The 19073-nt window shown below is 68.1% G+C and carries 15 protein-coding genes; 3 read left to right on the top strand and 12 right to left on the bottom strand.

The genetic code is table 11. From position 1 onward, the window contains the following. The first annotated feature begins 54 nt into the window (after window positions 1–54). Window positions 55–783, top strand: a complete 729-nt coding sequence (gene msrA / locus AC0IZS_RS25915; RefSeq protein WP_471638303.1) for a peptide-methionine (S)-S-oxide reductase MsrA — start codon at window positions 55–57, stop codon at window positions 781–783. Between the two features lie 10 nt (window positions 784–793). Here the strand turns inward: msrA and AC0IZS_RS25910 are convergent, their stop codons facing one another. Beyond that, on the bottom strand, window positions 794–3832 hold the full coding sequence (locus AC0IZS_RS25910; RefSeq protein WP_471638302.1) for a PAS domain-containing protein: 3039 nt from the start codon (window positions 3830–3832) through the stop codon (window positions 794–796). A gap of 266 nt (window positions 3833–4098) precedes the next feature. Here AC0IZS_RS25910 and AC0IZS_RS25905 point away from each other — a divergent pair, with 266 nt between their 5' ends. After that, window positions 4099–5091 carry a Bug family tripartite tricarboxylate transporter substrate binding protein gene (locus AC0IZS_RS25905; protein ID WP_471638301.1) on the top strand — a complete coding sequence of 331 codons (993 nt, stop codon included), beginning with the start codon at window positions 4099–4101 and terminating at the stop codon, window positions 5089–5091. Here AC0IZS_RS25905 and AC0IZS_RS25900 read toward each other — a convergent pair. The 7 genes from AC0IZS_RS25900 to AC0IZS_RS25870 all read right to left on the bottom strand — a co-directional run bounded on the left by AC0IZS_RS25900 (window position 5088) and on the right by AC0IZS_RS25870 (window position 13569). Next, the gene (locus tag AC0IZS_RS25900; protein ID WP_471638300.1) at window positions 5088–6095 is read right to left on the bottom strand and encodes an SDR family oxidoreductase; all 1008 of its coding nucleotides are present in this window, start codon (window positions 6093–6095) and stop codon (window positions 5088–5090) included. The two genes, AC0IZS_RS25905 and AC0IZS_RS25900, sit on opposite strands and share 4 nt — an antisense overlap. A gap of 11 nt (window positions 6096–6106) precedes the next feature. Further along, on the bottom strand, window positions 6107–6322 hold the full coding sequence (locus AC0IZS_RS25895) for a hypothetical protein (RefSeq protein WP_471638299.1): 216 nt from the start codon (window positions 6320–6322) through the stop codon (window positions 6107–6109). 103 nt (window positions 6323–6425) lie between these two features. Further along, a complete protein-coding gene (locus AC0IZS_RS25890; protein ID WP_471639575.1) occupies window positions 6426–8609 on the bottom strand; it encodes a TonB-dependent receptor in 2184 nt (727 codons plus the stop codon). A 33-nt stretch (window positions 8610–8642) separates the two neighbouring features. Then, window positions 8643–10103 (bottom strand): ABC transporter permease subunit, encoded by a 1461-nt coding sequence (locus tag AC0IZS_RS25885; RefSeq protein ID WP_471638298.1) that lies wholly within the window; start codon window positions 10101–10103, stop codon window positions 8643–8645. Between the two features lie 12 nt (window positions 10104–10115). Next, window positions 10116–11513 carry an ABC transporter permease subunit gene (locus AC0IZS_RS25880; RefSeq protein ID WP_471638297.1) on the bottom strand — a complete coding sequence of 466 codons (1398 nt, stop codon included), beginning with the start codon at window positions 11511–11513 and terminating at the stop codon, window positions 10116–10118. Then, window positions 11510–12220, bottom strand: a complete 711-nt coding sequence (locus AC0IZS_RS25875) for an ABC transporter ATP-binding protein (protein WP_471638296.1) — start codon at window positions 12218–12220, stop codon at window positions 11510–11512. Before AC0IZS_RS25875 ends, AC0IZS_RS25880 begins: the two co-directional genes overlap by 4 nt. Before the next feature lie 23 nt (window positions 12221–12243). Next, the gene (locus tag AC0IZS_RS25870) at window positions 12244–13569 is read right to left on the bottom strand and encodes a GTP-binding protein (RefSeq protein ID WP_471638295.1); all 1326 of its coding nucleotides are present in this window, start codon (window positions 13567–13569) and stop codon (window positions 12244–12246) included. Window positions 13570–13737: 168 nt separating this feature from the next. Here AC0IZS_RS25870 and AC0IZS_RS25865 point away from each other — a divergent pair, with 168 nt between their 5' ends. Then, window positions 13738–14160 carry a Fur family transcriptional regulator gene (locus AC0IZS_RS25865; protein WP_471638294.1) on the top strand — a complete coding sequence of 141 codons (423 nt, stop codon included), beginning with the start codon at window positions 13738–13740 and terminating at the stop codon, window positions 14158–14160. A 6-nt stretch (window positions 14161–14166) separates the two neighbouring features. Here the strand turns inward: AC0IZS_RS25865 and AC0IZS_RS25860 are convergent, their stop codons facing one another. Genes AC0IZS_RS25860 through AC0IZS_RS25845 form a run of 4 tightly spaced genes read right to left on the bottom strand, consistent with a single transcriptional unit; the run spans window position 14167 to window position 18881 of the window. Next, complete coding sequence (locus tag AC0IZS_RS25860) at window positions 14167–15357, bottom strand: lipid-transfer protein (protein ID WP_471638293.1); 1191 nt, start codon at window positions 15355–15357, stop codon at window positions 14167–14169. 11 nt (window positions 15358–15368) lie between these two features. Beyond that, on the bottom strand, window positions 15369–16901 hold the full coding sequence (locus tag AC0IZS_RS25855) for an AMP-binding protein (protein WP_471638292.1): 1533 nt from the start codon (window positions 16899–16901) through the stop codon (window positions 15369–15371). 13 nt (window positions 16902–16914) lie between these two features. Continuing rightward, a complete protein-coding gene (locus AC0IZS_RS25850; protein WP_471638291.1) occupies window positions 16915–18051 on the bottom strand; it encodes a DUF5938 domain-containing protein in 1137 nt (378 codons plus the stop codon). A 23-nt stretch (window positions 18052–18074) separates the two neighbouring features. Beyond that, complete coding sequence (locus AC0IZS_RS25845; protein ID WP_471638290.1) at window positions 18075–18881, bottom strand: SDR family NAD(P)-dependent oxidoreductase; 807 nt, start codon at window positions 18879–18881, stop codon at window positions 18075–18077. Window positions 18882–19073 lie beyond the last annotated feature (192 nt).

Raw genomic sequence — 19073 nt, 5'->3', positions numbered from 1 at the left:
CATCCAATCCTGTCCGCATCACACTTCACTCCCCTTCCACAAAGGCGCTCCACCATGACAACAACCTCCTCATCTCCCAGCCGGCGCAGCCTGCTGCAGCTCCTGGCCGGTGGCGCCACGCTGGCCGGCGGCGCCCTGCTGTTCCAGAACCTGGCCCACTCCGCCGAAGAGGCCGTGGTGATCCCGCCTCCCGCCCAGGATGTGCCCGCTGGCAGTGCCAAAGTGGAAAAGGCCATCTTCGCCGGCGGCTGCTTCTGGGGCGTGCAAGGCGTGTTCCAGCATGTCCAGGGGGTACAAAAAGCCGTCTCGGGTTACAGCGGCGGCTCGGTAGCCACGGCCACCTACAGCCTGGTGAGCAGCGGGCGCACGGCGCACGCCGAATCGGTGGAAATCAGCTACGACCCCACGCAGGTGAGCTACGGTGCGCTGCTGCAAATCTTCTTCTCGGTGGTTCACGATCCGACCCAGCTCAACCGCCAGGGGCCGGACACGGGCACGCAGTACCGCTCGGCCATCTTTGCGACCAGCCCCGAACAGGAGAAAGTGGCGCGCGCCTACATCGCCCAGCTCGATGCGCTCAAGGTGTTCAAGAAGCCCATCGCCACGCGCGTGGAAAGCGGCCCGAGCTTCTTCGCGGCCGAGGCCTACCACCAGGATTTCCTGACCGAGAACCCGCGCCACCCCTACATCGTGGTCAATGACCTGCCCAAGGTGGCCCATCTCAAGCGGCTGTTTGCTGCCCGCTACCGTGCCGAGCCGGCGCTGGTCAAGCGCTCCGCCTGAAGGCACCCCGTCAGGCCCGGCGGCCCCGGCCTTGCGCCTTGGCGCGGTAGACCATGGCATCGGCCCGGGCCACCAGGCCTTGCCAGCCCTGGCCGTCATCGGCGCCCTGGGCTACGCCCACGCTGGCACCAATCTCCAGCGTGAGCGTTCCGGCTTGAAAAGGGGTGTGCGCAGCCTCGACCACCTTGTCGGCCACGATCTCCGCATGGGCCTTCTCGCGCACGCCCGACAGCACGATGGCGAACTCATCCCCGCCCAGCCGCGCCACGGCGTCGCTGGGCCGCACGGCGGCCTGCAGCCGCGCGGCGAACTGGCGCAGCACCTCGTCCCCGACCGGGTGGCCATGGGTGTCGTTGATGGGCTTGAAGCGGTCCAGGTCGATGTACAGCAGGGCCAGGCCGGCCGCGCCGCCCTCCTGCACCTTGTGCTGCAGGTAGCGCTCGAACCCCGCCCGGTTGAGCACGCCGGTCAGGGCATCGCGCTCGCTGAGTACCAACAGGCGCTGAGCCTCCTCGCGGTGCTCGGTGATGTCCTGGGCCATGGCCACGAAGCCTTCCACCGCACCCCCATCCACCCGCAGGGGGATGAACGAGATCGCCATGTGCCGGTTGTGCGCCTTGCCGGCGTACTCCTTTTCGAAGCTCACGGTCTCGCCCGCCAGCACGCGCTGCACCCAGGGCAGGCTGCGCCGGTAGTCGTCTTCTCCCAGCACTTCCTGCAGTGACCGGCCCACGACCATTCCGCGCGGCCGGCCGCACCACAGCTCGAAGGCCCGGTTGGCAAAGCGGTAGCAGCCGTCGCTGCCGACCACGGCCACCACGGCAGGGATGGTCTCGGCAATGGAGTGCAGGATGCTGGTCTGCAACTGCAGGTGCTGGCGAGCCTGCACCTCGGCGGAAATATCGCGCATCACGGCCGAGTAGCGCGATATGCGCCCCTGCGCATCGCGGTGCGCAATCACCATGTGGTCTACCGGCACGATGCGCCCGCCCTGCCCCAGTACCGTGGTCTCGCCCAGCCACACCCCGTCCCGACGGACGGCCGGCATGATCTCGTCCTTGTGGCGGCGAAGGGTTTCCTCGGTATTGAACTGTTCGAAATCGTCCCCCCGCACCGGCGCATCGGGCGCCAGGCCCCGGGCGCGGCGCGCGGCAGGATTCATGTACTGCAGCTGCCCACGCCAGTCGATCTGCACGACGAAGTCGGGGGTGTGGTCGAAGATGTCGCCGATCTCACGCAGCGTGCGCTCCGTGGCCTTGCGTTCGGTGACATCGATGCCGATGGTGAAGACACCCTTGGTGCGGCCGTCGGCCCCGGTATCGGGGATGAGCTGGCTCTCGATCGTCCGGGCCTGGCCACCGGCCTCCTCCTTGAACTCGAAGCGCTGTGCCGTGCCGTCGATGGCCGCCTGGAACGCCTGCGCCACGGCGGGGTCGTCGGGGCCGCCCAGCAGCTCGGTGCGCGTGCGCCCGATGATTTCCTCGCGCGGCCGGTCGAAGCGCTCGCATTGGCGCAGGTTCACGAAGCGGTAGCGGCCCTGTGCGTCGAGGTAGGAGATGCGCAGCGGCAGGTTGTCGGTGATCTCGCGCACGAAGCGCTCGCTGTTGGCCAGGCGCTGCTCCAGCGCCTTGCGCTCGGTGATGTCCTGCAGGGCACCCACCAGGCGCCGCGGTTCGCCGTGCTCGTCGTACTCGGCCTCCCCCACGGCGCGCACGCAGCGGCGGCGACCGCTGGCAGTGACCAGCTCCAGCTCCAGGTCGAATGCGTGCTGCTGGCTGCCCTTGCCGACCATGGCCTCCTGCAGCATCTGCGCGGCCTCGGGTTCATAGAACGACAGCACCGAGTCCAGCGTGGGCTGGTAGCCGGGCGCGACATCGTGGATGCGGCGCATCCCGTCCGACCAGCGCACCTGCAGGGTGTGCAGGTCCAGCTCCCAGCCGCCCACCCCCGCCACCCGGCCCGTGCGCGCGAGGAAATCCTCGCTGGCCTGCAGGGCCGCCTCGGCCCGCTTGCGCTCGGTGATATCGCGCCCCACGGAATGCAGAAGGCGCTCGCCGTCAGGCGCCAGTCGCACCCGGTTGGTCCATGCCAGCCATTTCTCGGTGCCGTCGGGCGTGACCATGCGGTTTTCACCGAAGGTGGTGGTGTCGGTTGCCATGATCCGCGCGATGCGCTCGCGCACCACCTCGCGGTCCGCCGGGGCCACGTAGTCGTACAGGCTGGTGCCCAGCATGTCTTCGGTGCTGCGCAGGAAGATGCGGGGGTACGCCGGGTTCAGGTAGACCAGCGTGCCGTCCGCACGGGCCAGTGACACCAGCTCGGCCTGCTCTTCGATCAGGCCGCGGTGCTGGGCCTCGCTCGTGGCCAGGGCCTTCTGGTAGCGGCGTTGCCCGGCCAGCAGCTGCACGATCTGCACCCCGCTGAGCAGCACGAAAAGCAGCAATGCAGCCACCGTCCAGGTGGCCAGGCGCCGGCTTTGGGCACTGCCTTCGGCCACGGCCAGGTTCAGGCGGTCGCGCTCCGCGCGAAGGGAGTCCAGCACGGCGTGGAGGTTGCTGCGCGCCTGGTCCATGTAGCGCGCGCCGGCATCGGTGCGAACCATCGCCAGGGCCTCCTCGGGGGAGCCTGCTTCATGCACCCGCAGTGTTTCCTGCAACTCCGAGAGCTTGAGCCGGATGGCTTCGCGCGCCTGCGCCGTCCGGGCTGGCAGCTGGGCGTCGTTCAGCGGGATGCCGTCCAGGCCCTTGAGCTGGCCAGGAAGGCGCTCCAGTGCGGCATGGTAGGGCGCCAGGTAGCTCGACTGGCCCGTGAGCAGGTAGCCGCGCTGCCCGGTTTCCGCATCGCTGAGCGAAACCAGGACGGTCTGCAGCATGCGCAGGCGGTTGGACAGGTCGGCCTGCAGCGCCGCGCGCAGGCTGTTTTCATCGGCCTGCCGCGAAAAAAGGACGGTGCCCACCACCAGCGCCGCCAGGGACACGGCGAGCGCCGCAGCGGTCAGATAGAGCCACCGGCCGGTCGCGGGCATGCGCGGCTGGAGCGCCAGGTCCATTGCTTCCCACTCCTTGTTGTTGGGCCCTGCCCCATCCTGCAATGTACAGATGGTGGCCTTGTGGTGGGATCGTAGCGAGAAAAGCAGGGGTTGGGCTCAGGTGAAGCGAGGATGGCGCCAATTGGCCACCGTATCCGACGGCTACCGCACCGCCTGTGACGGTTGGGCGCTGAAAACCCATTTGGCACAAGTCGGTGCCGAACAGGCACTCCTGGCCCCGCGCGCGATGCAACCATGGGTAACCCAATTCACCTGCAGGGATGCCCATGGACACGATGATTTTGAAGAAGGTCCGGACCGTTGTTTCAGTGCATGTACTGGCCCTGTCCAGCGTGGCCACCTGGGCGCAGGACTACCCGTGGAAAGCCGTCTCCCTGGTGGTCGGCTACCCGGCCGGCGGCAGTGTGGACCTGGTGGCGCGGGCCATCGCGCCAGGCCTGGCGCGACGCCTGGGCCAACCGGTGCATGTGGAGAACATTCCCGGCACCAGCGGCGCACTGGCGGCGGCCCGGGTGGCCCTGGCCGAACCGGACGGCCACACCCTGCTGCTGGGATCGCCCGCCGAGGTGGGCATCAACCACCTGGTGAGCCGCCGGCGCGACGGCTACAACCCGCTCAAGGACTCCACCCCCATCGGCCTGGTTGGCAGCCAGCCGCTGGTGCTGGTGGCCAGCGGGAAGACGCAGGTGGCCACCATCGACGAATTCCTGCGTGCCACCGCCGAGGCGCCCGCAGCCATGCGCTACGCTTCGTCGGGCATGGGCACGCCGCTGCACCTGGCGGGAGAGACCATCCGCCAGCAATCGGGCGTGCGCATGGCGCACGTGCCTTCACGCGGGGCCGGTGCCATGCTCGCCAACCTGGAAGGTGGTGAGGTGGATTTCGCCGTGATGGTGCTGTCCAGCGCCCTGCCCCACATCAAGGACGGGAAGGTCAAGGCCATTGGCGTGACAAAGCCGGAGCGCTCTGCGGCGGCGCCCCAGATTCCGGCCCTGGCAGAGAATGCGCGGTTCAAAGGGGTGGATGCGGGCGTTTGGTTTGGCCTGCTGGGCCCCGGCAAGCTGCCGCCCGCCACCACCACCCGGCTGCGCGAGGCACTGCAGCAGTCGCTCAAGGAGCCAGGACTGCGCAAGACGCTGGAAGCCGCGGGCCTGACCATGATGGACGGCACGGATTTCGGGTCTTTTCTGCAGGCAGAAATTCAGAAGTTCAGGCGCGTGGTGGAGTTTGCGAACATCCGCAACGGAGCGCAGCCTTAGCCCCCGTCGCCTGCATTGCCGGTGATGGGCAAAACGATGCCGGTGATGTAGCTTGAGCAGCACGGCGCGGCCAGGAACACATAGGCCGGCGATATCTCCTCGGGCTGGGCCGGCCTCCCCATGTGTGTGCTGGCGCCGAACTGGGCAATGTCCTCGGGCGTCTTGTCTGCCGGATTGAGTGGCGTCCACACCGGGCCGGGGGCCACGGCGTTCACGCGGATGCCCTTGTCGGCCAGGTTGTGCGCCAGGGCCTTGGTGAAGGCATGGATCGCCCCTTTGGTGGCCGAGTAGTCGAGCAACTGCTTGCTGCCGCGCAGGCCCGTGACGGAACCGGTGTTGATGATGGCATCACCCCGGTTCAGGTGCGGCAGCGCCGCCTTGGCCATGTGGAAGTAGCCGTAGATATTGGTCCTGAAGGTCTCGTCAAAGCGCTCTTCGCTCAGGTCTTCGAGCGAGCTGGCATGCTCCTGGAAGGCCGCGTTGTTCACCAGCAGGTTGAGCTTGCCAAAGGCCTTGACCGTCTTGGCAACGGCAGCTTTGCAAAAGCGTGCGCTTTTCACATCGCCGGAGATGGCGATGCAGCGCCGGCCTTCCGCCTTCACCAGTTCGGTGGTGCGCTTCGCATCTTCGTGCTCGTTGAGGTAGACGATGGCCACGTCGGCGCCCTCGCGCGCGAACAGCACGGCTACGGCCCTACCGATGCCGGAGTCGCCGCCGGTCATGATTGCCGACATGCCTTCGAGCTTGCCGCTGCCCCCGTAATGCGGGGCCTCGAAGCGCGGCGGCAGCGACATGCGCGCCTCGATGCCGGGCTTGGACAGCGGCTCGCTGGGCAGCGGGATGCCCGGCTCGGCACGGCCAGGGCCAGGTGCTGCGGTCTTTTTCTTGGGCTGCGCAGGCTTTTTGGCCGGGGATGCCTTCTTCTTGCTTGCATCCTTGGCATCCTGCTCGGCCTGGATGCGCTTTTGCTTTCTGGCGGTCTTCTCCGCAGCGGATTTCTTCATGCCTGCCTCCCCTACTTGAGCCATTTGCGCTGTGGTTTGGGTTGCACGGTGACGTCCACCGCCTTGTGCACGCCGGGCTGTCCTGTCGCGGGGTCGGTCTCGACGACGTCCTCCAGGTCGATGTCCTTGACTTCCGAGTTGGTCTCTTCTTCCAGGTCTTCCAGGATGTTGTCGATCTTGCGTTCGGCCTTGTCGACTTCGGCTTTGGGGAGGGGGGTGATGCGCATGGCTGCTGCTCCTAGGGGATTGCACCATTCTTGCCAGCCCACCGCCACCCGCCTGTCATCCATTGCCGACGATGGGCCGCCCTTCTACACCGACAGCGCCGCCTCAGAAGTCGAACTTGGCCGATAGCTCAAAGGTGCGCTGCGGCGCCAGCAGCACCTGGCTGGTGGCCCGCCCGGCATAGTTGGCATACAGCTTGTCCGTGAGGTTGCGGATGCGAAAGGTCAGCAGCGCAGGCTTGATGCGGTAGCTGGCCGCGATGTCCGCCGTGGTGTAGCCGTTGATGCGGATCTGGTTGGCGTTGTCCGTGTACATCTTGCCGGTGTTGTTGATGGACAGCAGCAGGTCGAGCGGCAGGCCCTTGAAGCGGTAGTTGGCGAACAGGTTCACGATGCGCTCGGGCACGTTGGGCGGGGTATTGCCCACGCGCGACACGCCGCCCGCCTCGACCAGCGAATCGAAGCGCGCATCGAGCGCCGCCACGTTGCCCGACAGGGTGAGCTGCTTCGTGGCACGCCAGGCCGCGGAAAATTCCACCCCGCGCGAGGACTGGCTGCCATTGTTCACGGTGAGGTTGGCGTTGTTCGCATCGCGCGAGAGCACGTTGTCCAGGGTGATGTGGTAAGCCGCGGCCGTCCATTCCACCTCGGCCAGGCTCTGCTTGAAACCCACTTCGAACTGCCTTCCCCGGGACTGCGGGAACGGGGCATTGCCCGCCGACAGCAGGAACAGCGAACCCACCGGGATGGTCGCGTTGGTGTACTGCGCATAGACGGAGGATTGCGCAGACAGGTCGTAGACCGTGCCCAGGCGCGCCGAGTTGGCCGTGTATTTCGTGCCGAAGGCGCTGAAGCTGCCCAGGTTCAGGTCGGTCACGCTGCGGTCCACGTCCACCCGGTCGTGGCGCAGGCCGCCCACCAGCGTCCAGGCCCGGGTGAGCTTGAGCGAGTCTTCGGCAAACACCGAGGTGCTGCGCACGTCCGAGGTGAAGTTGGTGCGGTTGCCGCCGCCGGCCATGAGCGCCGGGTCTTCGTTGAAAGTGCCCACGGCCGGGTCGAACAGCGGCACGCGCAGGGCGGCGTTGGTGCTGGCCGAGCCGTTGGAGAAGCGCCGCGTGTTGTCGAAATCGGTCTTGCTGACCTCGCCGCCCACCACGAACTTGTGGGCCATGCCGGCCAGGCGCCCGTCATAGGAGGCGTCGAGCCGGTTGGACAGGTAGCGCTGGTCGTGCGCGATCAGGGTCTGGTCGCGTGTGATGGATGCAGGGGCGGTGAACACCGCGCTCTCCGAATTGCGCCACAGCCGCTCCACCTTGTTGGCCGTGAATTCGTTGCGCAGGGTCCACTCGGGCGTCACGCGGCTGGTGAGGCGCGCGCGCAGCCAGTAGGCCTCGGACTGGTTGCGGTCGTCCAGGATGTTGTAGTTGCTCTGCGCGATGCGTTTGTCCACCACCCGGCCGTCGGGTGTGCTGACGACGCTGGTCGGCTGCGTGGCCAGGTTGCCAGGGATCAGCGGCGTGCCCCAGTAGGCATGCCCTTCGTCACGGGAGTAGTCGAACGACAGGTCGAGCCGCGTGGCGCGCGCCACGTCGAACGCCAGGCCCGTGGTCAGGTGTTCGAGCTTCTCGCTGGTGCGGTCCACGGTGCCCACGCGCGTGTCATTGCGGCTGTAGTCGAGCCGGTAGGCCCCGGTCTCGCCCACGGCACCGCCCAGCCCCACGGCGGCACGGGTCGACCCGTAGCTGCCGTAGGACAGCAGGGCCTCGCGGCCCGGGTTGTTGCGGTCGGGGCGCTTGGTCTGGAAGTTGACGATGCCGCCGATGGCACTGTCGCCCTGCAGCACCGAGGCCGGGCCCTTGAGCACCTCGATGCGCTCGTAGTTCCAGGTGTCCTCCACCCGGTTGGTCACGCCCGCTCCCGACATGCGCACGCCGTCGTACAGGTAGAGCACGTTGGTGAAGCCGCGCAGCGACAAGGTGGTGGGCGACGACGGCGGACCGCCGCCGGCCATGCCGGCGGTGCTGCGCAGCGCCTCGCTCAGGGTGCGCGCTCCGCGCTCCTGCATCAGGTCTTGCGAGAGGATCTCCACCGAGGCGGGTGTTTCGCGCAAGCTGAGGCCCAGGCGTGAGGCGCTGGTGCTCTTGTTGTCGAGCTGCAGGCTGTCGCGGTCCTGCCCGCCCTGGATATGGATGGCCGGCAGTTCGCGTTCGGGGGCGGCCTGCTGGGCCCAGCCGCCTTGCGTGGCGGCGGCTGCCGCGAGCGCCACGGCGGTGCGGGTGAAGGGGGTCATCATGCTCTGAGTCCTCTCTTGAAGGGGGGTGGTCTATGCAATGGGGTAGCGGCGCAACCGCCAGGCGGCGATGCCCAGCAGCACCAGGGTGGGCGCCAGCAGCTGCAGCACCGCCCGCGCGGCCTGGGCCTGGATGGTTCCCGGCGCTTCGTCGCGCCAGTGGAAGGCGGGGATGTCCTTGAAATCGGCCTCGGTGAGGGCCAGGCCGCCATCGATGCGCGGAAAGAAGAAGTCTTTCCACGCCTGGTGGTAGGCCGTGACCTGCGCCATGAACCAGGTGTTGCGGCTGTTCCCGTTACCTGCCAGTGCGGTGATGCCCTCGTAGGCCACCGCCGCGGGCGAGAGGGCGCTCCAGCGTGCCACCAGGGCCTGCTGGCGTGCCTGCTGCGCGTCGAAGCGCTCGAGTTCAGGCTGCAGGGTCTCGTCCACCTGGCGCTGTATGCGGTAGTTGGCCATGGCGCGGCCGCTCATCGCCAGGCGGCCCTCTTTGGGTAGCAGCACCTCGGGCTGGTCCACATGCGCATAGTCGGTGGCCAGCAGCGCTGCGTTCTGCGACATGGCCTGGGCCGTGACCACCCGGGTGCGCGTGGCCAGTTCGGCGCGCGAGGGGGCCGGGCTGGCCTGAGTGACCGCGATGTTGAGCAGCACCGGCACCACGAGCACCAGCACCACCCAGCCGATGATGAGCACCATGGCATTGGTGGCCGAGGACCGGCCGAAGGCGTTGACCGCCACCACCGCCGTGAACCAGAAGAGCGCATAGGCGCCCACCAGCAGCGCCCACCACCCGGTGGCGCCAGGCGCGGCCAGCGCCTCTGCTCGGGCGGCGAGCAGCACCACCAGCGGCACCAGCACGGCCGCCCCGAGCAGCACCGCTGCGCGCACGGCGACCTTGCCCGCCACCAGCGTGGGCAGTGCCAGGGGTTGCGAGAGCAGCAGGCGCAGCGTGCCGTCCTCCTTCTCGCCCGACAGCAGGTTGTAGCTGAGCGCGAAGATCAGGAGCGGCAGCAGGTAGACGATGACGAACGCCAGGTCAAAATGCCCGCTCTGCAGGTGCCAGGGGTTTTCGATGTCGTTGTTGTGCAGGAAGTTGACCTTGCTCTGGTGCGTGACCTTGAACTGCGAGGGAAACAGGTCGGTCTGCCCCAGGGCCACGGGCGCCAGCGCCGCGCTGGGCATCACCGCGTAGTGCGCGCCCAGGCCGCCTGCCATGTTGGCGGGATTGGCCGGGTTGCCGAAAGGCGTGGGCGCCTCTTGGCCGGCCATGATGCGGTTCAGTTGCGCGAGCTGGCCAGTGCGCACCGTGGCATCGGCCGCCAGCAGGGCCGCCTGCGCCCGGTCGCGCTGGGTGGTCTGCAGCATGCCGTTGAACAGCGCATAGGCCACGAGCAGCAGGAACAGGCCGCCCACCAGCCACAGGCTGCGCTCCCTGAGCAACAGGCGCAGCTCTTGCCGCGCGACCATGCGAAAACGTTGGAATTGGGATGCGTTCATGGGTTCTCCTGCCTATATCGCCCGCTGCCGCGCCACGGCAACCCAGGCAAAGGCCACCGCCAGTGCCAGGCTGGCGCACAGCACCAGCGCGCTGGTGCCGCTGCGCGCCAGCGCCCAGCCCACCGGCGGCGCGTGGTAGGCGAAGGCCGGCACGCGCGCCCACAGCGATGGGCTGGCCTGGTAGGCGAAGTGCTGGTGGCCCAGTGGATCGGCGTGGTCCACCAGGTCCTGGCTCACGATGTCCTGGATCACGCGCCGGTGGCGCTCGGCGGCGGTGGTGAAGTCACGGTGGTGCGCGAAGTCGGTGCCGGCCATGGCACTCGAGAAGCTGCGCATGGCCAGCAGCGGCAGCAGCAGGCCGCCGGCTTCCTGCACGGCTTGCTGCTGCTCCCAGGTGTCCCACAGCCGGCCGAAGTGGCGGTCGTACACGGCGTAGCTGGCCTGGTCGTCGAGCTTGAGCGCAATGCCCCATTGGTTCAGGGGCACATCCTTGCTCCAGCGCTCGGTGGTGCCGAAGGCCTGCATCCAGGTGGTGTCGGAAGTGGCCTTGAGGTCGTCACCGAGCGCCTGGTTGAATTCGAGCCGAGTCGGGCTGGGAAACACGGCGCGCGAGAGTTCGGACACCACGCGCGGCGCCACCACGGCATTGGCGATCCACAGCGCCAGCAGCACGGTGATGGCCACACGCGAACTGCGCGATGCGGCCGACACGCCGAGCGTGGCGAACACGAAGATGGCCAGGTACAGCGCATAGCCCAGCGCCAGCCCGGCAAAGCGCAGCAGCGCGTCCAGGCGCTCGCCGCTGCCGGCGGACAGCGCCACGGCCACCGCGGCGATCAGCGCGGCCGGCACCAGCAGCACCGCCAGCGCCATGGCCAGCGCCAGCGCCTTGCCCCACAGCAGGCGCAGCGGCGGCACGCCCAGGCTCAGCGTCTGGCGCAGCATGCCCTGCTCGCGCTCGCCGGCAAAGGCATTGAAGCCCAGCACCACGACCAGCAGCGGCCCCAGCACCTGCAGGATCCAGCCCACCGACAGGTCCCCAAAGCGCTGCAGGCCGGTGGCGTCCTGCGCAGGGCGGAACTTCACCTCGCTTTGCCGGTGCGCCTGCAGCCACACGGTGCTGCCGATGTAGGGGTTGATGCCCGGGTCCAGCAAGGCCAGCGCGGCCTCGGGCTTGAAGGCATGCATGCCCTGGTGCGCCGCGTCGTGCGGGTGGCGCGCGCCCTGGGTCAGCCAGCCCTGGTAGTCGGAGTTCTGGGCGATAGCCTGCTCGGCGCGTGCCTCGCGCTGGTGGCCATGGCCCACGGCAAGCGCCGTGAGCAGCAGCCACGCGACCAGGCCCCCCGCCCAGTACAGCCGCCCGTCGCGCAAGCGCTCGCGCAGGTCCTTGAAGGCGACGAGCCAGATCATGGTGTACCCCGCATGTGCTGCAGGTACAGCGCCTGCAGGTCGGTGTCGCTGATCTGTGCGCCATCCAGGCTCTCGACCAGGCGGCCCTGCTTCATGATGCCGATGCGCGTGGCCGTCTGCCTGGCGTGGAACAGGTCGTGCGTGGTGGCCAGGATGGCCACCCCCGCCTCGCTCGCGCGCTGCAGCAGGCTGGTGAATTCGGCCGCTGCATGCGGGTCCAGGCCCGAGGTGGGCTCGTCCAGCAGCAGGGCCTTGGCCTCCTTGGCCAGCGCCACGGCAATCCAGATCTTCTGGCGCATGCCCTTCGAATATGCGGCCACGCGCTTGTCGGCGGCGCTGGCATCCAGCCCTACTTGCGCCATCAACTCCAGCAGGCGTGCGCGCGAAGGCGGCTCTCCCAGCGCCAGCGCGGCAAAGTAGCGCAGGTTCTCCAGCCCGGTCAGCGTGCCGTACAGGTTCACCTGCTCGGGGATGTAGGCCAGGTACTGCTTGGTCGCCACCGGTTCGCGCGTGACGTCCACGCCATGGATCAGTGCCTGGCCGCCGTCGGGCGCGATGAAGTTCAGGAACAGGTTGACGGTAGTCGTCTTGCCCGCGCCATTGGCGCCCAGTAGGCAATAGATCTCGCCCGGACGGATGCACAGGTCGAGCGGGTGCAGGGCGGTCTGGTCGCCGTAGCGTTTGGTCAGGCCAATGGCTTCGAGCACGGGAGGTCCTTCGGTCGGCGAGGTCAAGAATGGGGGCGCCGCTCTGCGGCGGCACAGGCTGCCGCCCATCCCCCGTGGGGGACAGGCAAAGCCACTGCTGGCGGGGATTTCAGTTCACGCGGGGAGCGGGTGGTCCACCCGCTCCCAGGGGGAAACGGGTCGCTCAGCAGACGCCAGCGATCCGGGGGCAGGCGGCGCTCGGCATCGGTCAGCTGGGCGCTGTACACCGCCTGCTCGATGGCGCCCCGGTCCAGGCCAATGCCGATGAACACGATTTCATTGATCCGGTCGCCCCAGGGTTCTTCCCAGCGCTGGTCGATGGCCCGGCGCTCCGGGCTGCCGGGGGGCGGCAGGTTCTCGGGCGCCGAGGCTGCCCACCAGTGGCCCACCGCCTCCACCGTGGCCCGGTTGCCGGCGCGCGAATAGGCCACGGCCCACTGTGGGCGGCTGGCCAGCCACACATAGCCTTTGGCACGCAGCAGTCCAGGGATAGGCGCTTCGGCCAGCGCGGCGAAGCGCGCCGGGTGGAACGGCGTGCGCGAGCGCAGCACGAAGCTGGCGATGCCGTACTCCTCGGTCTCAGGCGTGTGCTGGCCCGCCAGCTCGCGCGCCCAGCCGGGCATGGCGCTGGCGCGCTCCAGGTCGAACTTGCCCGTGCCCAGGATGCGCGCCAGCGGCACCTGGCCCCGCTGCGCCACGACGATCTCGGCCACCGGGTTCAGCGCCTTCACGGCGCCCATCACGGCCATCAACTGGTCGGCGTCCACCAGGTCGGCCTTGTTCACCACCACCACGTCGGCAAACTCGATCTGCTCGGCCAAGAGGCCCGCCAGGGTGCGCTCGTCGCCCTCCCCCGCCTTCTCGCCGCGCTGGGCCAGCAGGTCGGCGCTCGAATAGTCGGCCAGCAGGTTGGCGGCATCCACCACCGTGACCATGGTGTCGATGCGCGCATGGTCGCTGAGCGACTGGCCGTTCTCGTCCCGGAAGTCGAAGGTGGAGGCAATCGGCAGCGGCTCGCCCACCCCGGTCGATTCGATCAGCAGGTAGTCGAACCGCCCCTCTAGCGCCAGCTTGCGCACCTCCAGCAGCAGGTCTTCTCGCAGGGTGCAGCAGATGCAGCCATTGCTCATCTCCACCATCTTTTCTTCGGTGCGCGACAGCGCTGCGCCCGCGTTGGCGGCACCACGCTCCAGCAGCGAGGCATCGATGTTCACCTCGCTCATGTCGTTCACGATGACCGCCACGCGCAAGCCCTCGCGGTTGGCCAGCACATGGTTGAGCAGCGTGGTCTTGCCCGCCCCGAGGAAGCCGGAGAGAACGGTGACGGGCAGGTGTGGGTTGGTACGCATGGTGCATAAATGATAATGCGTTATCAATATCAATTACAACCAGGTGCAAAAAAAATGCTGCGACCTTGGGTTCAGGGAGTTGCCGGCGCGGGGCACAGGCGCGTGCGCCTGTGCTTTTCACTGATAATTGGTTATCAACAACAAGCCCTGCGGCACCGGCCCCGCTCCATGGAACGATCCACCCGACAACGCGCCGCCATCCTGGCGGCCATTGCAGACGCCCAACGCCCGCTCACGCCCCAGGAGGTGCTGGAGAGCGCACGCGAAGCAGTGCAGGGCCTGGGCATGGCCACGGTCTACCGCAACATCAAGGCCCTGCTGGAGGATGGCTCGCTGCAGGCCGTGCAACTGCCCGGCGAAAGCCCACGCTACGAAACGGCCGAGCACGAGCATGGGCACCACCACCACTTCCAGTGCACGGTGTGCTCACGGGTGTTCGACGTACACGACTGCCCGGGCGACCTGCGCGGCCTGGCGCCCAAGGGCTTCACGGTGGAGCGCCACGAGCTGACGCTGTACGGCCGCTGCGCCGACTGCGCGAAGGCGGCAGCCACCCCGAAGCCCCGGGGCAAAACAGCGGCTACGGCCTGATCGGCTTCAGGCGGACTGGTAGAGCGTGACCACGCAGGCCCCGCCCAGGCCCAGGTTGTGCTGCAGCGCAGTGCGTGCGCCGGGCACCTGGCGATCCTTGGCCGTGCCGCGCAGCTGGTGCGTGAGCTCATAGCACTGGGCCAGCCCTGTGGCCCCGAGCGGGTGGCCCTTGGAAAGCAGGCCTCCCGATGGATTGGTGACCACCTTGCCGCCATAGGTGTTGTCGCCCGCATCGATGAAGGCCGCAGCGCCACCCGGTGGGCACAGGCCCAGAGCCTCGTAGCTGATGAGCTCGTTCTGCGCGAAGCAATCGTGCAGCTCCACCACATCCAGGTCCTCGGGGCCGATGCCGGCCTGCTCGTACACGCGCCGGGCGGCTGCTTCGGTCATGCCGTAGCCCACCAGGCGCATCATGTCGTGGCTGTCGAAGGCGTCCGGGCGGTCGGTGGTCATGGCCTGGGCGGCAATGAACACGTCGGTGCGCAGGCCATGGCGCTTGGCAAAGCCTTCGGACACCAGCACCGCCGCAGCCGCGCCACAGGTGGGCGGACAGGCCATGAGCCGGGTGAGCACGCCAGGCCAGAGCATGGGCGCGTTCATCACATCGTCTACCGACAGCTCCTTGCGCAGCAGCGCCAGCGGGTTGCGCGCGGCATGGCGGCTGGCCTTGGCGCGCACCTTGGCAAAGGCTTCGAGCGGCGTGCCGTGCTTCTGCATATGGCTCTGCCCTGCCCCGCCGAAGTAGCGCAGCGCCAGCGGTAGATCGGGCATGCCGACCAGCGCCTCGGCCTCGCGGTCGAAGTCCTCGAAGGGGCTGGGCCGATCATTGAACACGGTGTCGATGGCGCCAGGGTTCATCTGCTCGAAGCCCAGGGCCAGCACGCAGTCGGCCGCGCCGCTTTCCACCGCCTGGCGCGCCAGGAAGAGCGCTGTGGAGCCGGTCGAGCAGTTGTTGTTGACGTTGAAGACCGGAATCCCCGTCATCCCCAGGCCGTAGACGGCCTTCTGCCCGCTGGTGGAATCGCCGTAGACGTAGCCCACATAGGCCTGTTCGATGGCGCCGTAGGCGATGCCCGCGTCCTGCAGCGCCAGCCGCCCGGCCTGGCCTGCCATCTCCGGGTAGGGTGCGTTGGCGCCCGGTTTGGCGAACGGGACCATGCCCACGCCCGCGATGAATGCCTTGTGTGCCGTAGCCATAGCCTGCTTTCTCAGTGTGCCAGCATGGTGGCGCGGATGTCCTTCTTCATCACCTTGCCCACCTTGGAGCGCGGCAAATCGGGCCAGATCTCGACCTGCTTGGGCGCCTTCACGCTACCGATGCGCGCCTTGGCGAAGGCAATCAGCTCGTCGGGCTGCACGGTGCGGCCTGGGCGCAGCTGCAGCACGGCCACCACCTTCTCGCCCCATTTGTCGTCGGGCAGGCCGATGACGGCGCTGTCCTGCACGTCGGGGTGCTGCATCAGCGCCTGCTCGACCTCGACCGAGTAGACGTTGAAGCCGCCGGTGATGATCATGTCCTTGGCGCGGTCGACGATGAACAGGTAGCCGTCAGCGTCCACCCGGCCGATGTCGCCCGTGTGGTGCCAGCCCCCCTTGCCCGCCTCGGCCGTGGCCTTGGCATCCTGGTAGTAGCCCATCATCACCAGCGAACTGCGCACCACGATCTCGCCGGTCTCGCCTGCTGCAAGCAGCTTGCCGTCGGCATCCATGGTCGCCACCTGCACCAGTGGGCCAGGCCGGCCGGCGCTGGACAGGCGCTCACGCGCCACTGAGCCATCGGCGTGGAAGTGTTCGCGCGGCGCCATCATGGAGATCATCATCGGCGCCTCGGTCTGGCCGAAGAGCTGGGCCATCACCGGGCCAATGGCCGTGAGCGCTTCTTCGAGCCGCGCCGCCGAGATCGGTGCCGCCCCGTACCAGAAGCACTGCAGCGAATCGAGCCGCGTGCTGGCCAGCTTCTCGTGCTGCAGCAGCATGTAGATCAGCGTGGGCGGCAGGAAGGTGTGCGTCACCCGATGCCGTTCGATCAATGCGAGGAAGTCGCCCAGGTCGGGCTTGGGCATGATGACGATGCGCCCACCCAGGGCCATCACCGGTAGGCACAGCACACCCGCTGCATGGGTGAGCGGCGCCAGCGCCAGGTACACGGGCCGGCCGTCGAAGGGATAGCCCATGAGCGTGAGGGCGGACATGGTCTCCAGGTTGCGGCCCGAGAGCATGACGCCCTTGGGCTGGCCCGTGGTGCCGCCGGTGCCGGCGATCATGGCCAGGTCGTCCACGGGGGCGATGGCCACAGGTTCGTCGCTCACGCCCTCCACCCACTGCGCCCAGGAGGGTGCCCACCCGAATGTCGCATCCAGGCAGACGAACTGGCGCACCTTGGGCAGTTGCGCGCGCATCTGCTCCACCATGGGCGCATAGGCGCTGTGGAAGATCAGGCAGCTGCAGTCGAAGGCGTCGAGCACGAAGCGGTTTTCGGAGGCCTCGTTGCGCGGGTTCACCGGGCACCACACGGCACCTGCGCGCGAGATGCCGAACACGCAGGCAAAGGCCAGGGCGTCGTTGCTGGAGAGCACCGCCACCTTGTCGCCAGGCGCGATGCCCGAGCGCTGCAGCGCCCGCGCCACGCGGTGGCTGGTGCGCTGCACCTCGCCATACGAGAGGTCGGCCGTGCCCATGGTCAGACACGGCGACCCTTCGCCCAGCATGGCCCCCTTGTCGAGGTAGTCGATCAGGCGCATGGGGACCGCCCGCTCAGCGCTGTACCGTGAGCACGGGCGGCTGCACCAGGCCGAAGCTGCGCAGCGCGCCCAGCAGTTCGTGGTGGCCGAAGGCCTGGCAGCCCGAGGCAAAACCCACGCGGCGCGGCGCCTGCTGCAGCAGCGAGGCTGCGGCAAACGCCTGCATCAGCCCGGTCTGCTTGTAGTTGCAGTTGCCGTAGATCACGCAGTGGGCGCGCGCCAGTGGCCCCGAGGCATGCACCGAATCCACTGACTTGTTGATGCGCGGGTTCTCGCGCGGCGGCATGGAGCCCATGACGGCGGCGGCCGTCTGCGCCAGGGCGGCGTAGCGGTCCTCGTCGTTCATGCCCTCGGTGGCCTTGAGCGCGGCGGCCACGATCTGCGGCACGCCCAGCATCAGCGGCTTGTTGAACACGCCGCCCAGCACCTTGACGTTGGCCACACGCGGGTCCTTCTTGAACCACACGGGGTGCGAGGTGCCGCCCCAGGGCAATGCCAGCGCCGCCTCGTGCTGGCCCGGAATGGCCAGGCTGTACAGACCGGCGTCGGGCTGCCATTCCACATACTGGTTCTGCTCCAGGTAATAGGCCTTGGACGTGGCGGCGTTGACCAGGATGGTCTGCGTGGAGGCCACCGTGGGGCTGCCGCCCCAGAACACCGCGATGTCCAGGGTATCGAGGCCGGGGGTCTCCAGGCACAGCTGCGCCGCGATCTCGCCCGTGGTGTACATCTGCGCCAGGCCCGGCGACAGCAGCAGGCCGGTGGCTGCGAACTGTGCACCGTACTCGGCCTCCAGCGTGATCAGCCAGTCCTGCTCGCCCGTGGTGTCGGTGTAGTGGCATTTGGCGGCCAGGCAGGCCTGCACCACCTCGTGGCCGAACTTGGCGAACGGCCCCACGGTGTTGAGCACGACCGAAGCGCCGTCGAACAGCGCCGTGAGTGCCTCCAGGGTGTGCGCCACCTCGACCACCTCGTAGCTGGCGGTCTCGATGCCGGGCACGTGCGATTGCATGGCTTCGTCGAGCTTGTCCTTGCTGCGCCCGGCCGCGATGAAGGGGATGTTGTATTCGCGCAGGTACTCGCAGACCAGCCGGCCGGTGTAGCCGGAGGCGCCGTAGACCACGACGGGTTTCTTGGTGTTGTTGGCCATGTTGTTGTCTCCTGGTGTGCTGCTCACATGCCCATGCCGCCGTCGACCGGCAAGCCGGCGCCGTTGATGAAGCGCGCCGCGTCGGAGCACAGGAAGACCACGGCATCGGCCATGTCGGCCACCTCGCCCAGGCGGCCCGAGGGCGTCTGCTCGATGATGGCGCCCACGGCCGCCTCGGGTGACGCGAACAGGCCGGCCGCCACCACGTCGGCGGCCAGCTTCATGCCCATTTCGGTGGGCACCAGGCCGGGGTAGATGCAGTTCACGCGCACGCCGTAGCCGAGCCTGCCCGACTCCATGGCGGCCACGCGGGTCAGCCGGTCCACGGCCGACTTGGTGGCCGAGTAGCCAGCGATCGCCGGGAAGGCAATGGTGGCCGCCACCGACGAGATATTGACCACCGCCCCGCCCTTGCCCGCGCCGCCGCCTGGGCGCATGGCCCGAAACGCGTGCTTGAGGCCGAGCGCCGTGCCCACGATGTTCACGTCCAGCATGCGGCGCAGCGATTCGGGTTCGATCTCGGTCACCAGGGCCGTGACCTCGATGCCGGCGTTGTTGATGAGGATGTCGAAGCCGCCCAGCGTGTCGACCGTGGCCTGCACGGCGGCGGCCCAGTCGGCCTCTTGCGTCACGTCGAGCTTGACGAAGCCGGCCTTGGCCCCGCCGGTCACCGGCAGCTTGCCCGCCGCCTCCTGGCCCAGCGAGGTGAGCACGTCGCCAATCATCACCGAGGCCCCGGCGGCAGCGAGTGCCTGGGCCATGCCTTCACCGAGGCCGCGCGCGCCACCGGTGACCAGGGCCTTGCGGCCGGTCAAATCGAACTTCGTCATGTCTTTGTCTCCTGATGGATAGGTATCGATCGCTGATGCACTGATCGTGTTCTTCGAGGAACGGGATTGATTCTGGGAATCGACTTGACAACTGTCAAGACATTTTCTTGACAGTTGTCATAAATTCAATCGCCCTGCCGTGGCCCATGCATGAAAAGACATGGCAGCGGGCCCGGCACTGCCTACAATGGC

This window comes from Acidovorax sp. AC410 (genome assembly GCF_979253235.1).
Note: the sequence above shows the minus strand (reverse complement) of the source record. Positions and strands in the feature narration are given on the sequence as shown.

Excerpts from the sequence above, each read along its gene's own strand:
- AC0IZS_RS25910 (WP_471638302.1), bottom strand. The coding sequence starts at position 3,832 with ATGGACCTGGCGCTCCAGCCGCGCATGCCCGCGACCGGCCGGTGGCTC.
- AC0IZS_RS25870 (WP_471638295.1), bottom strand. The coding sequence starts at position 13,569 with ATGCGTACCAACCCACACCTGCCCGTCACCGTTCTCTCCGGCTTCCTC.
- AC0IZS_RS25845 (WP_471638290.1), bottom strand. The coding sequence starts at position 18,881 with ATGACGAAGTTCGATTTGACCGGCCGCAAGGCCCTGGTCACCGGTGGC.
- AC0IZS_RS25865 (WP_471638294.1), top strand. The coding sequence starts at position 13,738 with ATGGAACGATCCACCCGACAACGCGCCGCCATCCTGGCGGCCATTGCA.
- AC0IZS_RS25890 (WP_471639575.1), bottom strand. The coding sequence starts at position 8,609 with ATGACCCCCTTCACCCGCACCGCCGTGGCGCTCGCGGCAGCCGCCGCC.
- AC0IZS_RS25850 (WP_471638291.1), bottom strand. The coding sequence starts at position 18,051 with ATGGCCAACAACACCAAGAAACCCGTCGTGGTCTACGGCGCCTCCGGC.
- msrA (WP_471638303.1), top strand. The coding sequence starts at position 55 with ATGACAACAACCTCCTCATCTCCCAGCCGGCGCAGCCTGCTGCAGCTC.
- AC0IZS_RS25895 (WP_471638299.1), bottom strand. The coding sequence starts at position 6,322 with ATGCGCATCACCCCCCTCCCCAAAGCCGAAGTCGACAAGGCCGAACGC.
- AC0IZS_RS25900 (WP_471638300.1), bottom strand. The coding sequence starts at position 6,095 with ATGAAGAAATCCGCTGCGGAGAAGACCGCCAGAAAGCAAAAGCGCATC.
- AC0IZS_RS25880 (WP_471638297.1), bottom strand. The coding sequence starts at position 11,513 with ATGATCTGGCTCGTCGCCTTCAAGGACCTGCGCGAGCGCTTGCGCGAC.
- AC0IZS_RS25885 (WP_471638298.1), bottom strand. The coding sequence starts at position 10,103 with ATGAACGCATCCCAATTCCAACGTTTTCGCATGGTCGCGCGGCAAGAG.
- AC0IZS_RS25860 (WP_471638293.1), bottom strand. The coding sequence starts at position 15,357 with ATGGCTACGGCACACAAGGCATTCATCGCGGGCGTGGGCATGGTCCCG.
- AC0IZS_RS25855 (WP_471638292.1), bottom strand. The coding sequence starts at position 16,901 with ATGCGCCTGATCGACTACCTCGACAAGGGGGCCATGCTGGGCGAAGGG.
- AC0IZS_RS25905 (WP_471638301.1), top strand. The coding sequence starts at position 4,099 with ATGGACACGATGATTTTGAAGAAGGTCCGGACCGTTGTTTCAGTGCAT.